13 protein-coding genes are annotated in these 16,657 nt (G+C 40.1%); 6 read left to right on the top strand and 7 right to left on the bottom strand.

The window, feature by feature from the left end:
• Positions 1-43: 43 nt before the first annotated feature.
• Entirely contained in the window at positions 44-880 is an 837-nt protein-coding gene (locus OLM56_RS13055) for a flagellar motor protein MotB (protein WP_121377199.1), read from the top strand.
• A 211-nt stretch (positions 881-1,091) separates the two neighbouring features.
• Here the strand turns inward: OLM56_RS13055 and OLM56_RS13060 are convergent, their stop codons facing one another.
• The gene (locus OLM56_RS13060) at positions 1,092-1,712 is read right to left on the bottom strand and encodes an L-threonylcarbamoyladenylate synthase (protein WP_264527267.1); all 621 of its coding nucleotides are present in this window, start codon (positions 1,710-1,712) and stop codon (positions 1,092-1,094) included.
• Between the two features lie 48 nt (positions 1,713-1,760).
• A complete protein-coding gene (locus OLM56_RS13065; RefSeq protein ID WP_264527268.1) occupies positions 1,761-4,085 on the bottom strand; it encodes an ATP-dependent helicase in 2,325 nt (774 codons plus the stop codon).
• Between the two features lie 151 nt (positions 4,086-4,236).
• Between OLM56_RS13065 and OLM56_RS13070 the strand changes: the two genes are divergently transcribed.
• Entirely contained in the window at positions 4,237-4,758 is a 522-nt protein-coding gene (locus tag OLM56_RS13070) for a hypothetical protein (protein ID WP_121377242.1), read from the top strand.
• Positions 4,759-4,806: 48 nt separating this feature from the next.
• Here the strand turns inward: OLM56_RS13070 and OLM56_RS13075 are convergent, their stop codons facing one another.
• Both OLM56_RS13075 and OLM56_RS13080 read right to left on the bottom strand, forming a co-directional pair.
• Positions 4,807-5,709: a patatin family protein gene (locus tag OLM56_RS13075; RefSeq protein WP_121377202.1), complete on the bottom strand. Its 903-nt coding sequence runs from the start codon at positions 5,707-5,709 to the stop codon at positions 4,807-4,809.
• Between the two features lie 66 nt (positions 5,710-5,775).
• On the bottom strand, positions 5,776-7,848 hold the full coding sequence (locus OLM56_RS13080; RefSeq protein WP_264527269.1) for a M1 family metallopeptidase: 2,073 nt from the start codon (positions 7,846-7,848) through the stop codon (positions 5,776-5,778).
• A gap of 110 nt (positions 7,849-7,958) precedes the next feature.
• Between OLM56_RS13080 and OLM56_RS13085 the strand changes: the two genes are divergently transcribed.
• Complete coding sequence (locus tag OLM56_RS13085; RefSeq protein WP_264527270.1) at positions 7,959-8,462, top strand: hypothetical protein; 504 nt, start codon at positions 7,959-7,961, stop codon at positions 8,460-8,462.
• 3 nt (positions 8,463-8,465) lie between these two features.
• A complete protein-coding gene (locus tag OLM56_RS13090) occupies positions 8,466-9,155 on the top strand; it encodes an aspartyl/asparaginyl beta-hydroxylase domain-containing protein (protein WP_264527271.1) in 690 nt (229 codons plus the stop codon).
• Here OLM56_RS13090 and OLM56_RS13095 read toward each other — a convergent pair whose 3' ends face one another.
• The gene (locus OLM56_RS13095) at positions 9,156-10,853 is read right to left on the bottom strand and encodes a carbamoyltransferase (RefSeq protein WP_264527272.1); all 1,698 of its coding nucleotides are present in this window, start codon (positions 10,851-10,853) and stop codon (positions 9,156-9,158) included.
• Positions 10,854-10,856: 3 nt separating this feature from the next.
• The gene (locus tag OLM56_RS13100; protein WP_264527273.1) at positions 10,857-11,402 is read right to left on the bottom strand and encodes a DUF1697 domain-containing protein; all 546 of its coding nucleotides are present in this window, start codon (positions 11,400-11,402) and stop codon (positions 10,857-10,859) included.
• 162 nt (positions 11,403-11,564) lie between these two features.
• Here OLM56_RS13100 and recG point away from each other — a divergent pair, with 162 nt between their 5' ends.
• Complete coding sequence (recG, locus tag OLM56_RS13105; RefSeq protein WP_264527274.1) at positions 11,565-13,670, top strand: ATP-dependent DNA helicase RecG; 2,106 nt, start codon at positions 11,565-11,567, stop codon at positions 13,668-13,670.
• 28 nt (positions 13,671-13,698) lie between these two features.
• The gene (locus tag OLM56_RS13110) at positions 13,699-14,565 is read left to right on the top strand and encodes a bestrophin family protein (protein WP_121377209.1); all 867 of its coding nucleotides are present in this window, start codon (positions 13,699-13,701) and stop codon (positions 14,563-14,565) included.
• A gap of 67 nt (positions 14,566-14,632) precedes the next feature.
• On the opposite strand, the gene OLM56_RS13115 is transcribed toward OLM56_RS13110, so the two are convergent.
• Positions 14,633-16,576: a KUP/HAK/KT family potassium transporter gene (locus OLM56_RS13115; protein WP_121377210.1), complete on the bottom strand. Its 1,944-nt coding sequence runs from the start codon at positions 16,574-16,576 to the stop codon at positions 14,633-14,635.
• Positions 16,577-16,657: the final 81 nt, after the last annotated feature.

Consider the following 16,657-nt stretch of genomic DNA (forward strand, 5'->3'; position numbering starts at 1 on the left):
AGTATTAATCCTTAAATTTGTTAAAATTTTAAAACCGAAACCTATGAAAAAAGTCATTTTTATACTTTCGATTGCAGCATTTACGCTGACCTCGTGTGGTTCAAAAAAGAAAATTGCCGAACTAGAAGCAAAAAACAAAGAAATTCAAGACCTGCTGAACACTGCCACTGTGAAGCTGAACACTTGTTTGACAGAAAGAGAAGCTTTTGCCAACCAGCTTGAATTCTTGAAAAAGAACAATGCTGACCTTATCAACAATATGGGCAACTTGACTACCCTTTCTTCAAAAGGAGCAGAAAACCTTGAAAAATCATTAGAGAGCCTGAAAGAAAAAGACATCAAGATTACTCGTCTTCAAGACGCCTTGACCAAAAAAGACTCTGTTACATTGGCTTTGGTAACCAGCCTAAAGAGCTCAGTGGGTATCAGCGATCCGGATATCGAGATCAATGTTGAAAAAGGAGTTGTTTTCATCTCTATTGCAGACAAGCTTCTTTTCAAAAGCGGCAGCTACGTCGTGAGCGACAGAGCAAAAGAAATCTTGGCTAAAGTAGCGAAGGTAGTAAACAGCAAGCCAGACTTTGAATGTATGGTTGAAGGACACACCGACAATGTTCCTTACAAATCAAACGGTGTCTTGCTAGACAACTGGGATTTGAGCGTGAAACGTTCTACTTCTATCATCCGCGTATTGCAAGAGCTGAATGTAAATCCAAAACAGTTGATTGCAGCAGGAAGAAGCGAGTACATTCCGTTAGTAGACAACAACTCTGCTGAGAACAGATCGGTTAACAGAAGAACTAGAATTGTGGTATTGCCAAAAATCGACCAGTTCTATGACATGATCGAAAAAGAAATGAAAAACTTGGCGAAGCAATAAGCCGTCCAAAATAAGCAGTAAATGAAAAAGCAGGCCCGAAAGCCTGCTTTTTATGTATCCCTAACTTTTTTTATTAATAACCAATTAAATATTTAAATTAAGAATAGCATACGGTATAGATCGTTATCACTAGTAGGAACTTCTTAATTGGTAATGCTAAATTAGAATTAAATTATCACAAAAGCGAAAGTTTTGTCATAAAACTCGCATTTTATAAAAAATCAATACTGCCTTTTCCTTCCCTTACGACTACGGGTTCGCTTCCCGACAAGTCAATTATCGTCGATGGCTGGTTGTCTCCATAGCCCCCGTCGATGACCACATCTACCAGATTCTGCCATTTCTCAAAGATCAGTTCCGGATCGGTAGTGTACTCGATTACATCATCATCATCGTGGATGGACGTAGAAACGATAGGATTCCCAAGCTGTTTTACAATCTCCAAAGCAATCGAATTATCCGGTACACGAATACCTACTGTATTTTTTTTCTTGAACTCTTTTGGCAGGTTGTTGTTGCCCGGCAAGATAAACGTATAGGGCCCAGGCAACGTTCTTTTTAGCAGCTTGAACGTAGATGTATCAATCTGCTTTACATAGTCTGAAATATTGCTCAGATCGTGGCAGACAAAAGAAAAGTTAGCTTTGTCGAGCTTTATGCCCTTGATCTTGGCGATACGCTCCAATGCTTTTGTATTGGTAATATCACAGCCAAGACCATAGACAGTGTCTGTAGGATAGATAACTAACCCTCCTTCTTTCAGCACTTTGACTACGCGGTCGATTTCTTTCTCGTTGGGATTCTGAGAGTATATTTTAATAAATTGCGCCATTTTTCTTAAAGTCTTTTGATTAAAGTTACGACAATTTTCCCAAACAATTTAGGATAGGACATCCAGCTTGGCAAAACGCAGCAACAATTTTTTGATGCCTCCGACCTCAAATTTAATTTCAGCCTTCTTGTCGGCACCCGCTCCTTCGATATTGAGCACCTGCCCTTTTCCAAACCTTTCGTGCATGACGACATTGCCCACATTCAGCTTGCTGTCTGAAACTGGAGCACCAGACGAAGCATTAGAAGAAACAGGCTTTAATCTTCGGATGCTGGAAGGCGGTTCTTCTTCACCGTACTTTTTAGGTGCCGTGCCGTTTGTAGGCTTTGCCAGTCGCAATTTCGACTTATCTACGTCTCCAAAAATATCCATATCAATCATCGGCTTGTAACGGTAGTTGCCTTCTGCCGGAGTCAGGTATTCTAGATATTCGCCATCGATTTCTTCAATAAATCGCGATGGTTCAGAATCAGTAAGTTTCCCCCAACGGTAACGCGATTGTGCGTAGGTCAAATAGGCTTGATGTTCGGCACGTGTCAAGGCTACATAAAACAGCCTTCGCTCCTCTTCCAACTCGCTTCGGGTGCTCATACTCATGGCACTCGGAAACAAGTCTTCCTCCATCCCTACGACAAATACATACGGAAACTCCAGTCCTTTTGCCAAGTGAATCGTCATCAACGCCACGCGGTCATCATCGCCTGTATCTTTGTCTAAATCAGTAGCCAAGGCCACATCTTCTAAAAACTCAGACAAGGCGCCTCTTGCTCCGTCGATCTCTTTCTGTCCTTCGATGAAATCTTTGATACCGTTTAAGAGTTCTTCTATATTTTCAAGACGTGCGATTCCTTCCGGAGTACCGTCTTTTTTCAATTCTTGTATTAATCCGGTCTTTTTGGTCACATGCTCTGCCAGATAAAAAGCGTCGTGGTTCTGGTCGATGACCTGAAAGCTTTTGATCATGGTCACGAAATCCTGCAGCCTCGATTTTGTTCCTGAATTCAGCTTCAGGTCAATCTTGTCGATATGCTCCATCACTTCAAAAATCGAACGCTTGTAGTGGTTCGCCGCAATCGTCAGCTTTTCGACCGTAGTATCGCCGATGCCTCGTGCCGGATAATTGATAACGCGGATTAACGCTTCTTCATCCTTCGGATTGATAATCAATCGCAAGTAACAAAGAACATCCTTGATTTCTTTTCTTTGATAGAACGACAAGCCGCCGTAGATTCGATACGGAATGTCGCGCTTTCTCAAGGCATCTTCCATAGCACGCGACTGGGCGTTGGTTCTGTACAAGATGGCGAACTGTCCGTTCATCATCTGGAGCTGCATCTTCTTTTCAAAGATTTCGCTGGCCACAAATCGGCCCTCTTCACCATCGGTCAGGCTTCGGTGTACTTTAATCTTCGGACCATCAGCATTTGCCGTCCAGACAATCTTGTCGAGCTTGGTCTTATTCTTGTCGATGATCGAGTTGGCCGCTTCGACTATATTTTTAGAAGAACGGTAATTCTGCTCCAGACGGTAGGTCTGTACGCCTTCATAATCTTTCTGGAAGTTCAAGATGTTATTGATGTTCGCTCCGCGGAAAGCATAAATACTCTGCGCATCGTCACCAACGACGCAGATATTTTGGAATTTGTCCGACAAAGCACGAACGATCAAATATTGCGAATGGTTGGTATCTTGGTACTCATCGACCAAGATATAGCGGAATCGGTCTTGGTATTTTGCCAACACATCCGGAAAACGGTTCAGCAGTTCGTTGGTCTTTAATAACAGATCGTCAAAATCCATTGCGCCTGCCTTAAAACAGCGCTCAACATAGTTCTGGTAGATTTCTCCAAGACGCGGCTTTTTCGACATGGCATCCTGCTCCTGCAAGTCTGGATTATTGAAATAGGCCTTGACCGTAATCAAACTGTTTTTATAGGAAGAAATACGTCCAAAGACCTGCTTTGGCTTGTAGACGTCCTTATCCAGTTGCATTTCTTTGATGATAGAGCCGATCAGTCGCACCGAATCCTGCGAGTCATAAATCGTAAAATTGGAAGGATAGCCTAGCTTGTCGGCTTCAGAGCGCAACATTCTTGCAAAAACCGAGTGGAAGGTTCCCATCCAAAGATTCTTCGCCTCGCTCGAACCTACGATATCTGAGATACGCTTTTTCATTTCACGGGCTGCCTTGTTCGTAAACGTCAAGGCAAGGATATTAAAGGCATCGACACCCTGATGCATCAGGTAGGCAATGCGTATGGTTAATACCCTGGTTTTTCCTGAGCCTGCTCCTGCAATAATAATCATTGGGCCGTCCTTTTGGAGAACAGGCGCCTGCTGGGCTTCATTAAGCTGGCTTATATACTGCTGCATTTTTTTTGTTTCTTTTACTTGCAAAAATAAGGATTTAGATTGTAGAAAAATAATGGCACCTATAAGAAATGGCTGCCGTTCTTATTTAGTTATAAACAATGAATTTTATGAAAAGAATGTTCTATTTTTGCGTTCTTTAAAAGCATATTCTATGGATACTACAAAAATAATCGAGCTGTTGAGCTATACTCTTCCTGCCGTAATCACTGGAGGCGTAGCCTACTATTTTTTCAGCCTTCATACTAAAAACGAAGAAGGCCGCCGCAGGTACCTCATCCAGAAAGATGCGCAGAAAAGCGCGCTTCCTATCCGACTGCAGGCTTATGAAAGAATGGCTTTGTTTTTAGAAAGAATAAACCCTTCCAACCTTTTGATCCGCATTGCTCCTACTTCGAGCGACAAGATGGATTATCAGGATTTGGTCATTTCGCATATCGAAAACGAATTTGAGCATAACCTTACGCAGCAGATTTATTTATCAGACGAATGCTGGACGATTATCACGACAGCTAAAAACGCTACGATACAGATGATCCGAAAAGCGGCCCTGAATCCTGCAACGGATACAGCAAACAAATTACGCGAAGCGGTCTTGAGCGAACTGTTGGAAAAACAATCGCCAAGCAACAATGCTTTGGCTTACATCAAAGATGAAGTTGGAGGACTTTGGTAGACTGTCAGAAATAAAATTATAATGAAAGCTTCTTTACAGAGGCTTTTTTTATATCTGGATCTGGCTCATGTTTTCGCTCTTATTTTTAGCATAATCATAGCCTTGGTGCCACCAATCTAGCATTATTTTTTTATTAAAAACAAGCGGGTTGTCGGTCAGTTTTGTCGGTGTGTAATAGAAATTGAGTTTTACATTCTTGGCTGCTGCTGCCAATCGACCGATAATAATATCTTTTCGTTCGACTTGGTCGATAATCGTTCCGAACAAATCAATCGTAAGCGAGAAAGGATTTTTTCCGATGACTTTCTCGGCCGTATTGTGTTCGGTTTCCAAAACAATAACGTCTACTTCTGTCGCACCACGATTGATGGCTTCTTGTATCGGAATTACATTGGAGATACCGCCGTCTGCATATTCAAAATGGTCTTTGGTTACAAGGCTCATAAAAGGGATATAGTTGCAGGAAATCCAAATCCAATCACAGAAATCTTCATAGCAGCAATCGAGGATGGATTTGTATTCTACGCAGTTCTTCGTGATGTTGGTAACCGCTACGATAATTTCTTTGGAGGAATTCCGAAGTTCGGCAAATTCTTCTTTTGAGAAATTATCTTCGATATAGTTTTTGAGGTTTTTGCTTTCGCCGAAAGTACGCTTCCCTTTCATGAATTGCATGATCACGTTAAAGTGATTGATGGTAATGACTTCCTGATTTTTCTTATGCTTGATAATAAAGGGATTTACGCTGAAAATTTTGTCCATATCCACGTTCGTATACAGCTTGAAAATCTTGTCTTCTTTATCCAAGGCCAGATGCGGAATCAAAAGGCTTCCTGTGGAAGACCCGATAAACAAATCATAGCATATATTTTTTTCTTTGATAAGGTATTGGGCAACGCCGCCAGCAAATGCTCCTTTGCTTCCGCCGCCCGAAATAACTAATGCTCGCATAAATGTGTGGTGATTTTTCTTTAAAAATAATGCTATTCTGCTGAACTAAGGACAACTTTAACAGTTCTATGGATTTAATAGTCTTTCTAACGCCGCCTTTTCATTTTCTGGCAAGGAGGGCAAAAGCTCGGAGAAAAACAATTTGTATTTTTCCTTTTTGATAAGCTCTCTTATCTTGTCTCTTGCAAATTTAGAGAACTGCCACTTGTGGTGCGTCAACGGATTGACAAGCATGCGAAGGACATTGGTATCGTTCGGATTAATATACAGAAGATTAATCAGCGCATTTTGGCGGATAGAACTTTCGTAATTTGAAGAAGCATAGCCTAAAAGCTCGTCGTAATAGCCTAGCTTATTTTCAGGCTCAAAATCTTTTGTAGCCAAGGCCATCGTAAGCCATAAGATTCTGAGGTTTTTGTCGTTCATGCCAATCCAATTCCTAGATTTGTCCAAATATTTTGTCCTGTTATCCGGAAACTGCGACCATAAGACATTTAAGGCTATTTCTTTTGTGACATAGGAATTGTCATCTAGAAACGTTTCAAAATCAGGCAGAAATTCTGTCGGAAACTTATTCAAGGTCTTGGCAACTGCCTGCCTTACTTTTATATCTTTTGACTGCATCGCAATCTGGATAAAAGGAAGCTTTTCAGGAAATTCTAACGATTGCAACTGGAAAAGAATTTCTTCTTTTATCGGATAGTAGGCCTCCGATTTCAAGGTTTCTTCGAAAATCTGCTGTTTTTCGGCCAAAGGTTTTTCGGCTAATGAAAGTACGTCTAGATAGTTCTTGATAAATTTATTCTTTTGCAAGATTCCCAACGCTTCTGTTACTTCAAAGCCTGATTTTTCTAGCCATATTTCTTGGAAATTCTTTGTATCGTACTTAGAAACAGCATTGATTTCTGCCAAAAAATCAGCGGTATTTACATTTTTGAAAGCGTATTTTTCCAGGTATTTTTTTACGGCTTTGTTGAAGTTGTTGGCCCCTACGTTTTCACGCAGCACATGCAAGGCCCAGGCACCTTTCTGGTAAAAAGTAAGCGCGCTTGCCTTCTCGTTCATCAACGGAATGGTATCTGTTTTAGACGCCTGCTGCAGCCTTTCGGCAATCTCGTACATTTCCCAATTAAAATGGTCTTCCCCAAAAAGTTCTTTTTCAGCCAGAAGCGCATAATAGGTCGCAAAACCTTCCTGCAACCAATGATGCTTTCCTGAGGTTGCGGTAATCAGATCGCCAAACCATTGATGCGCCAATTCGTGGGCATTGACGTTGATGTAATTTCTATCGTTAAAACCGATTTCATCGACAACATAATCTTGGGAGAAAATCGTGGAAGTCGTATTCTCCATTCCCCCATATAAAAAGTCTTTTACCGGAACCTGCCTGTAAATTCCCCACGGATATTTCACGCCGATTTCGTTTTCGAAAAAGTCAAAAATTACCTTGCTGTATTTATAAGTGTATTCAAATTTTGAGACATCTTCTTGCGAAAGATACATTTCTAAAGGTGTTCCGGATGCAGTAGTTTCAGTCTGTTTTGCAAATTTCCCGATAGCAAGCATGGCCAGATAAGAGCTCATTGGCTTTTCCATCTGGTATTCCCATTGTTTTTGCGCTTGATTTACATTGGCTACCTTTTTCAATTTGCCATTAGACAACACCGTGAAATCTTTATCAAAAGAAATAGTCAGTCCAAAAATGACTTTCTCGTTTACGTCGTCAAAACTTGGCAACCAATGGCTGGTGTATTTGCCTTGGCCTTGTGTCCAGATCTGTAGATTTTCTTTTTCGCCTATAAAGTACAATGTCTGTTTTGGAGTTGCTTCGTACTCAAACGTGAGCGTATTCCTTCCTTTCTTGAAGCCTTTGAAAAGTAATAGTTCTTTGCCCGAATTCTTGAACTCGACTGTATTATTGTTGATCTTTAAATTCGAAAAACTCATGTTTTTGGCATCAATCCGAATCGTATCTATGGTTGAAAGTACTTCAAAAACATACGTAGTTTTTCCTGCTATCTTTTTGTTGACCGTGTCTAAAGAAAGCGTGGCATTCAACGTCTTGAAGTCCACTTTTTGCAGTTGCTGTGAAAAAAGAAAATAAGGGAAAAGAAGAAAAAGAAATTGTAGTCGTCTCATTTTAAAAATATCTGAATTTCAAAGTTACGAAGGTTTCAGAAACAATACAGAATTATTCTATTTACACGAAACTTTTTTGCTATATTGTGTTGCCCAAACTTGTATTGATCATGTTCGAGAAACATCCTCATTTGGAAAAAACAATCCGATTCCTTGAAGAAATCGGAATATCGGTAGTTGTGAAAAATCTAGAAGAAGGAACGTTTCTTCCCGGATTGGCTTTAGGTCCTGGCACTGTTTACGTAGATTATGAAAAGCTAAAATATCCAGGCGATATGCTGCACGAAGCTGGTCATTTGGCCGTGACGACTTCTGCAGAAAGAAATCGAGCCGGAACAACCGAAATGGCAGCAGATTGGCCTACTCAAGGCGAAGAAATTGCGGCCATGCTTTGGTCTTTTGCGGCAGCAAAACACTTGGGCCTGCCGATTGAATTTGTCTTCCATCCCGACGGCTATAAAAATAATTCGGATTGGCTGATTTCTAATTTTAATGGCGAGAATTATATCGGATTGCCTTTATTGGAATGGGCCGGACTTGCTTTTGGCAAAGAACGCGCGCTCAAAGAAGAAAAGGAAGCTTTTCCTGTAATGGCTAAATGGTTAAGAGATTAAATCATGGATAAACTAGTACGCTCTATACAATTTCCTCTGTTTTTTGATACTGAAAAACTTAAAACGGATGTCCAAAAAATCATCAATGAGAATTGGACCGCACATTACAATACAAAGGATTATACCGGAAAATGGACCTCGATTGCATTGATGTCTGAAAGCGGCAAGTCGGACCAGATTTATGCGTCGCCGAATGCGACGGAAAAGTTAGTTCCGACTGAAATTCTAAACTCTTGCACTTATTTTAAAGAAATACTCGACAGTTTTCTTTTTGAAAAAACGGCTGTCCGTTTGCTTCAACTGGCTGTAGGTGCCGAAGTCAAACCGCATAGCGACAACTGTCTTGGATATGAAGACGGCTGTTTTAGATTGCACATCCCAATCATTACCAACAGCGAAGTCGAATTTATTTTGGACGGCAAGCGCCTGATTATGAACGAAGGCGAATGTTGGTATATCGACGCCAACTTTACGCATTCTGTCGCCAACCGCGGAACAGAAGATCGTATTCATTTGGTAATTGACGGCTTGAGAAACGAATGGACCGATGCCTTATTTTTTAAGCAAGCCGATCCAGAACAATTTATAAAGCCAGTGCCTGTACTAAGCGAAGAGCAGAAACAGCAAATGATTGCCGAATTGCAGCGTATGAATACGCCAATGGCAAATGAATTGATTAAAAATTTGGGATAATTATTTTTCTAGTATCGTATTCTCCATTACCAATATGTCCAAATCGGTTATTCCGAATAGATGGATGGCTTCTTCGGGAGTTTCGACAATTGGCATCCCTTTTTTGTTCAAGCTTGTATTCAGCAGCACTGCAATTCCTGTCTGTTCATAAAAAGCCTCAATCAATAGAGCAAACTTTGGATTCCAGATTTTTTCAACCGTCTGTACACGAGCCGATCCGTCGCGGTGCGTTACATTTTTAAGAGCTTGGATGTATTCAGGACGTGTCTTATCTACTAAAATCATATACGGACTGTATCGTGCAGATTGGAAATAGTTGCCAACTTTGTCTTTTAGTACTGCAGGCGCAAAAGGACGGAAATCTTCTCGGAACTTGATATCCAGATTGATATGGTCTTTCATGTTTTCAATTCCAGGGTGCGCCAAAATACTTCTTCTGCCTAAAGATCTCGGGCCAAACTCTGAGCCCGATTGGAACCAGGCTATGGTTTTTCCTTCTTTTAATTTTTCGGCACAATAACGAACCAATTCGGCTTCATCGGTTATTTTCTTCGGATTGTATTTCTTGTTTTCTTCTTTGTCAAAGGCAGCATCAATCTCGCTATCAGTATATGTTTTCCCAAAACAGGTACTGCCATCATGTGGTACTTTCGGCATTTTGAGATAGTCAAGCCAGCCGTAAAAAGCACAGCCCAAAGCCAAGCCATTATCGGCAGCGGCCGGTTCAAAATAGATGTCTTCTGCTATTTGTGCATCCTGAAGCTTCGCGTTTGCAACGGCATTGAGCGCAACACCTCCAGAGTAACATAAATTCTGATGTGGAAATTTCTCTAATCGGTTTTGAATGCATTGCAACACTGCTTTTTCCACCTGTTCTTGGGCCCATTTGGCTACATTGGCATAATAGTCAAAATGTTCTTTAAAATAAGCATAGCCTTGGGATGAATTATCGAACTGGTTTTTCCAGCCATCATTGACAAACAGGTTTCCGGACTTAAATTCAAAAGCCTCGAAATCATAGGTTCCCGATTTTCCAAACGGTGCCAATCCCATCAATTTCCCGACATCATCCATATCGCCAAAGACATAATTGCTTACAGCGGCATAAAAACCTCCTATCGAATGTTGTGTCGTAGGAAGCGAAAACAAATTATCTGATTGTCCCGCCATTTTGCTGAAATCCTTGGCTAAAGGAGTCAGTTGTTGTCCATCAAAATGATAAAAGCTGTCTTTTTCACAGAGCATCTGGTTTTCGTTCAAGAACTCGGGAGCTATATGCTGCTGTTGTTCGGGATGCAATTTCAAGAATTGTTCCAGCGGACTTCCGCAACCGTCGATAACCATAACGGCACACTCCGAAAAAGGCGAAGTGCCAACAGCGCTATAGGCATGGGCTAAATGATGTGAAATATCTACAATCTTAAGATCTTTGGCGTCTGCAAAGATTCTTTTTCCTTTATAATTATTTCGGTCTGGAATCTCAAAGTTGGCGCATTGCACGACAAGCGAAAGGTCTTTTAATTCTATGCCTTCAGCATCCAGGCAATATTGTATGGCCAGCGTGTCATTGCCGCCATCATGTTTTATACGGGTCAGTCGTTCTTTTTCGATACCCACACAGACGCGTCCGTCTTTTAATAAAACCGCAGAACCGTTATGCGAAAGTCCCGTACCGAGGATATAAATAGGTTTTGCCATGTTTTATCTTTCCTCAAAGAGTGTTAGTAATTGAGTAACGGTATTCCAGTTTCTGATTGTAGCAGTAACATTGAGCTTCTTTTCGATATATTTTTGGTCGAATCTGGTTTTTCCGGCACCGACTGCATATTTGATATAAATTCGGCTTCCATCGATACTTGCTTCGTCGGGTTTGAATTGGCTTATCTTCAAATCATTAATACTTTCGCTCTTCAAAGTAGTAGAAACAAAAGCGACATATAGTTTTTTAGTATCGATATCTTTTTCTTTCAGGAAAGGATTGTTTCGAAAGCAGATCGCCAAATCATCTTTGTCAATAACAACGACAGGTACTTCATGGCCGAAAACTTTGAAAATTTCCTGTCTAATCAGAAAACCTACTTTTAAAGCATTCTCTTCTTCTGTATCTACAAAAACATTTCCCGATTGTATATAGGTCTGTACATTTTGAAAGCCGATAGCTTCTAGCGTCGTTTTCAGGGCTTCCATTTTAATCATATTATGTCCGGAAACGTTAATGCCGCGAAGCAATGCAAGGTGCGTTGTCATTTAGATTGAATTTGAATCCAAATATATCATTTTCTTTAGCCAAAATCTTACTTTAGAATAAAATCTGTATAATCAAGAGATAAGTCTAATCCAAGACAAACAAGTTCGGCTCGCATTTTATAGTTTTCAATTAATGGCTTATATTCGTGTTTTAATTAGACAATGCAAAACAATTTATTAGAAACTCCTATTGAATACCTAAAAGGCGTTGGCCCGGCTCGTGGCGAATTGCTTCGGAAGGAATTAGGCATTCACAAATATGGCGACCTGATAAATTTATTTCCAAATCGTTATATCGACAGGACGCGTTATTATAAAATAAACGAATTGCAGAATACCAATGCAGAAGTCCAGATAATCGGAAAGATAATCCACATCAAGACCGTTGAGCAAAAAAAGGGCAAGCGTCTTGTCGCGACTTTTATCGATGATACGGGAGAGATGGAACTCGTGTGGTTTCAAGGTCAGAAATGGATTCGGGAAAACCTAAAATTAAACACGGTCTATGTTATTTTTGGAAAATGCACTTCTTTTAACGGACAGTTCAATATGGCACATCCAGAAATGGAATTGCTTGCCGAGCATGAACAGAATCTCCGTTCAGCGATGCAGCCTGTTTATCCGTCAACCGAAAAATTGACACAGCGGGGAATTTCAAACCGCACAATCAATAAATTGATGCAGCAGCTTTTTGTAGAAACACAAGCGCTGTTTCAGGAAACGATACCTAATTATCTGATTGAAGAGCTCAAGCTGATTCCTAAAAATGCGGCTCTGTTCAATATTCATTTTCCAAAAAGTCCTGATTTATTGGCAAAAGCACAATTTCGATTAAAATTTGAGGAATTGTTTTTTATACAGCTACAGCTTATCACTAAAAACCTGATCCGAAAAAGTAAAATTAAAGGACATCCTTTTGAAAAAGTAGGCGATTATTTTAATAATTTCTATACCAACCACTTGCCTTTTGATCTGACAAATGCTCAAAAAAGAGTATTGAAAGAAATCCGAAATGACATGGGGAATCCTGCCCAGATGAATCGATTGCTGCAAGGCGACGTGGGTTCAGGAAAAACCATCGTAGCGCTAATGAGCATGCTTCTGGCTTTGGATAATGGCTTTCAGGCATGCCTTATGGCACCGACAGAAATCTTGGCTAACCAGCATTTTAATGGATTGTCAGGATTAGCCAAACCGTTGAATATTAACATCAAAATACTGACTGGCTCGACTAAAACTTCAGATCGAAAAATCATCCATGAGGAATTAGAAAACGGAAGCCTCCACATCATTATTGGGACTCATGCTTTATTGGAAGATAAAGTAAAGTTTCACAATTTAGGCCTTGCTATTATTGACGAACAGCATCGTTTTGGCGTAGAACAGCGTTCCAAGCTCTGGAAGAAAAATGATATTCCGCCGCACGTTCTGGTCATGACAGCAACGCCGATTCCAAGAACCTTGGCCATGAGTTTGTATGGCGATTTGGATATTTCGGTAATTGACGAATTGCCACCAGGAAGAAAGCCGATTCAGACCGTCCACCGTTATGATTCGAACCGATTAAAGGTCTGGAAATTCATCAAAGATGAAATTGAAAAAGGCAGGCAGATTTACATCGTATATCCTTTAATACAAGAATCCGAAAAGATGGATTACAAAGACTTGATGGACGGTTATGAGAGTATTTCAAGAGATTTTCCGTTGCCGAAATACAGCGTCAGTATCGTTCATGGAAAAATGAAGCCAGCCGACAAAGATTCCGAAATGCAGCGATTTTCACAAGGGAAGACCAATATTATGGTCGCAACCACCGTTATTGAAGTCGGCGTGAATGTGCCCAATGCCAGCGTGATGATTATCGAAAGTGCAGAACGTTTCGGCTTATCGCAGCTGCATCAGTTACGCGGACGCGTAGGACGTGGCGCAGAACAAAGCTATTGCATCTTGATGACGGGCCATAAATTAAGCAACGACAGCAAAATCAGGATGGAAACAATGACTCGGACAAACGATGGTTTTGAAATTGCAGAAGTCGATTTAAAGCTTCGAGGACCAGGTGACTTGATGGGAACCCAGCAAAGCGGCGTCTTAAACCTGCAGATTGCCGATTTAGTAAAGGATAGGGAGATTTTACAATTAGCAAGGCATTATGCCGTTAAATTATTAAAAGACGATACTTCGATGACCAAGCCGGAACATCAAAACTTGCGACAGATTTTTATCGAAATGTCGAAAAAGAAAAACATCTGGAATTATATAAGCTAGTACAGCTAATCACTAAAAACAACAAAAAATGATTTCATACAATCCAAAAGAATGGTTTTCATTCATCTTTAATTTCCATAAGGGCGATACGATCCGAAAGCTTTTCTGGATAATGATCTTGATCGGTCTTTATTCCGCAGGAGTCGCCTATCTGGAATTAGAATATTGGAATTTATCCGAAAACAGCCATGTCAAAAACATAACGGTAATGCACAATATGCTTGGCTTTGTGATTTCCCTTTTATTAGTATTCAGGACAAATACAGCTTATGACCGTTGGTGGGAAGGCCGAAAAATGTGGGGCGCTTTGGTCAACAACAGCCGTAATCTCGCTATAAAATTGTCTGTAATGCTGCAAGATAAAGAGGATAAAGATTTTTTTAGGAAAATCATTCCTGCTTATGCTTCCGTACTAAATCTGCATCTTAAGACAGAAAGTATCAGCCATGAGCTTTTTGATGACAAGACTTTATCGAAAGATCATTATAAGCACAAGCCGAACCAGATTGCCAAAACAATGATACAGCGTGTAAATGAAATGTATCTTTCCGGAAGAATTTCTGGCGACCAATTGATTGTATTGAATGCAGAAATTCAATCGTTTACAGATGTCTGCGGGGCATGCGAAAGAATTAAAAATACGCCTATTCCCTACTCTTACAGTGCGTTCATCAAGAAATTCATCTTTACTTATGTACTGACGTTGCCTTTTGGCTATGTCTTCCAATTAGGATATTATGTTGTTCCTGTTGTAGTCTTCATCTTCTATGTATTGGCCAGTTTGGAACTTATTGCTGAAGAAATTGAAGATCCATTTGGAAATGATCCTAATGACCTTCCAACCCAGAAAATTTCAGAAAATATCCAAAAAAATGTAGAAGAACTGATTTATTAATTCTTGAGCTCTTTCAAACAAAAAAGCCGAAGCAGTGCTTCGGCTTTTTATATTTTATAGATTGTTATTAATCAACTCTAGTAAGGCAAATTTCCCTTGGAGCTGTAATAAGCAGCGGGAACGACTCTATGGTCACCGAACTGGAATCCAGTCCGAAAGCCTTCTCTTCTGAAAGTCCCATTTTCTTCAAGATGTTATACGTATCGAGAATCCATTTTTCGTAGAATGGCAGATCGTTATCATAAGAAATAAACTTCTCTATCAAGATAAATCTGAAATCCCCAATAATGTTATTCTTGTTCAGAGAAGCATAACGGCTTGTTACATCCACTTCTTTGTTTTTCACCATGTCTTCCACCACTTTCTTGAACATCAAGCTAATTCTTGGCGCTACGCGGAAACCGAGCCTGAAATCGATTCGGATTACGTCATCATGAATAAATTCATTCACGCGGTATTCCATCGTATACGGTTCATCGACAACATGTACGTGAACAAACCAATAAATATCCGCACGTTTTGGCTGTTTATTTAAAATCGAATACATAATCTTCGACTCGATTTCTGTCCTATGATCGGCACTGGTCAGATAGACTAAGTTTGTAGCATATTTCGGCACGCTCATGTCTCGGCTCAAATCTTCCAAGACAGGCAAATAATCTGATAATTTGACAAATACCAAATAACGATTCCTGATTTTTCTAGCAAAATACCAGACAAACATCGTTGCCATCAGCATCATCGCAATCAGCAATGTGATGTAACCGCCGTCTGAGAATTTATGAAGATTGGCAATCAAGAATGAAATTTCGATTATAGCATAGGTCGTAATTAATACGGTAATAAAAATCTTGTTGTACCTTTTTAAAATCAGATAGAAATTTAATAAAGAAGTCGTCATCAACATCGTCATTACGATTGCAAGGCCGTAAGCGGCTTCCATTCCTGAAGATTCTTTGAAATATAATACGACAAGAACACAGCCAATCCATAACATCCAGTTTAGAGAAGGAATGTATAATTGTCCTTTTAATTCAGTAGGATATTTGATTTTTACTTTTGGCCAGAAATTCAATCGGATAGCCTCGTTAATCAGAGTGAAAGAACCGCTGATCATTGCCTGGCTGGCCACAACGGCAGCCAATGTCGCTATTCCGATTCCAAAAGGCAAGAACCATTCTGGCATGATGGCATAAAACGGATTCGTAACTCCAACAGATTTCAGACTCATGCCTTCATGCGATATCAACCAAGCTCCTTGTCCGAAATAGTTCAGCAAAAGCATGCATTTTACAAAAATCCAGCTTACGCGGATATTTTCTTTACCACAATGTCCTAAATCAGAATATAAAGCTTCAGCTCCAGTCGTACATAAGAAGACGGCTCCTAAAATCAAGAAGCCTTGTTTGTGGTTCATCAAAAGTTCATAGGCATGATATGGGTTGAATGCAGAAAGAACATGAACATTTGTTCCTAACTGTATCGCTCCTAAAATACCAAGCATCGAGAACCAAGTGAACATGACAGGCCCGAAAAATTTTCCAATCAGCTTGGTACCAAACTGCTGTAATCCAAAAAGAATAGTAATAATCGCAATAACAATCGGAATTGTTGGAATGTCTGGATTAATAACTCTTAGTCCTTCAATAGCAGAAGAAACCGAAATCGGCGGCGTGATAATTCCGTCTGCTAAAAGCGTACTTCCTCCAATAATGGCTGGAAAAAGCAACCATTTTACTTTGGTTTTTCTAATTAAAGTATAAAGTGAAAAAATACCGCCTTCACCCTTGTTATCTGCACGAAGCGTAATGATAACGTATTTCACGGTGGTCTGTAATGTCAAGGTCCAAAAGATAGCCGAAATGGCTCCAATGATATCTCTCGAAACAATAGGGTCGTCTCCGACTATGGCTTTTAAAACGTACAACGGCGAAGTTCCGATGTCTCCAAAAATAATTCCTAAAGTAACTAATAATCCTGCAGCAGATAATTTGTGAATATGTTTTCCCACGGAAAGTCAATTTAAAAGAGAACAAAATTACAAATAATTACCTTATCCAAATTAAAATCAGGCAAGTATTATTTTAACATA

This window comes from Flavobacterium sp. N2550 (genome assembly GCF_025947265.1).
GTDB classification, from domain to species: domain Bacteria; phylum Bacteroidota; class Bacteroidia; order Flavobacteriales; family Flavobacteriaceae; genus Flavobacterium; species Flavobacterium endophyticum.

Bases quoted from the DNA above. Each gene is read 5' to 3' on its own strand.
- OLM56_RS13095 (WP_264527272.1), bottom strand. From the start codon at position 10,853: ATGGCAAAACCTATTTATATCCTCGGTACGGGACTTTCGCATAACGGT.
- OLM56_RS13100 (WP_264527273.1), bottom strand. From the start codon at position 11,402: ATGACAACGCACCTTGCATTGCTTCGCGGCATTAACGTTTCCGGACAT.
- recG (WP_264527274.1), top strand. From the start codon at position 11,565: ATGCAAAACAATTTATTAGAAACTCCTATTGAATACCTAAAAGGCGTT.
- OLM56_RS13110 (WP_121377209.1), top strand. From the start codon at position 13,699: ATGATTTCATACAATCCAAAAGAATGGTTTTCATTCATCTTTAATTTC.
- OLM56_RS13060 (WP_264527267.1), bottom strand. From the start codon at position 1,712: ATGGCGCAATTTATTAAAATATACTCTCAGAATCCCAACGAGAAAGAA.
- OLM56_RS13080 (WP_264527269.1), bottom strand. From the start codon at position 7,848: ATGAGACGACTACAATTTCTTTTTCTTCTTTTCCCTTATTTTCTTTTT.
- OLM56_RS13085 (WP_264527270.1), top strand. From the start codon at position 7,959: ATGTTCGAGAAACATCCTCATTTGGAAAAAACAATCCGATTCCTTGAA.
- OLM56_RS13055 (WP_121377199.1), top strand. From the start codon at position 44: ATGAAAAAAGTCATTTTTATACTTTCGATTGCAGCATTTACGCTGACC.
- OLM56_RS13065 (WP_264527268.1), bottom strand. From the start codon at position 4,085: ATGCAGCAGTATATAAGCCAGCTTAATGAAGCCCAGCAGGCGCCTGTT.
- OLM56_RS13070 (WP_121377242.1), top strand. From the start codon at position 4,237: ATGGATACTACAAAAATAATCGAGCTGTTGAGCTATACTCTTCCTGCC.
- OLM56_RS13090 (WP_264527271.1), top strand. From the start codon at position 8,466: ATGGATAAACTAGTACGCTCTATACAATTTCCTCTGTTTTTTGATACT.
- OLM56_RS13075 (WP_121377202.1), bottom strand. From the start codon at position 5,709: ATGCGAGCATTAGTTATTTCGGGCGGCGGAAGCAAAGGAGCATTTGCT.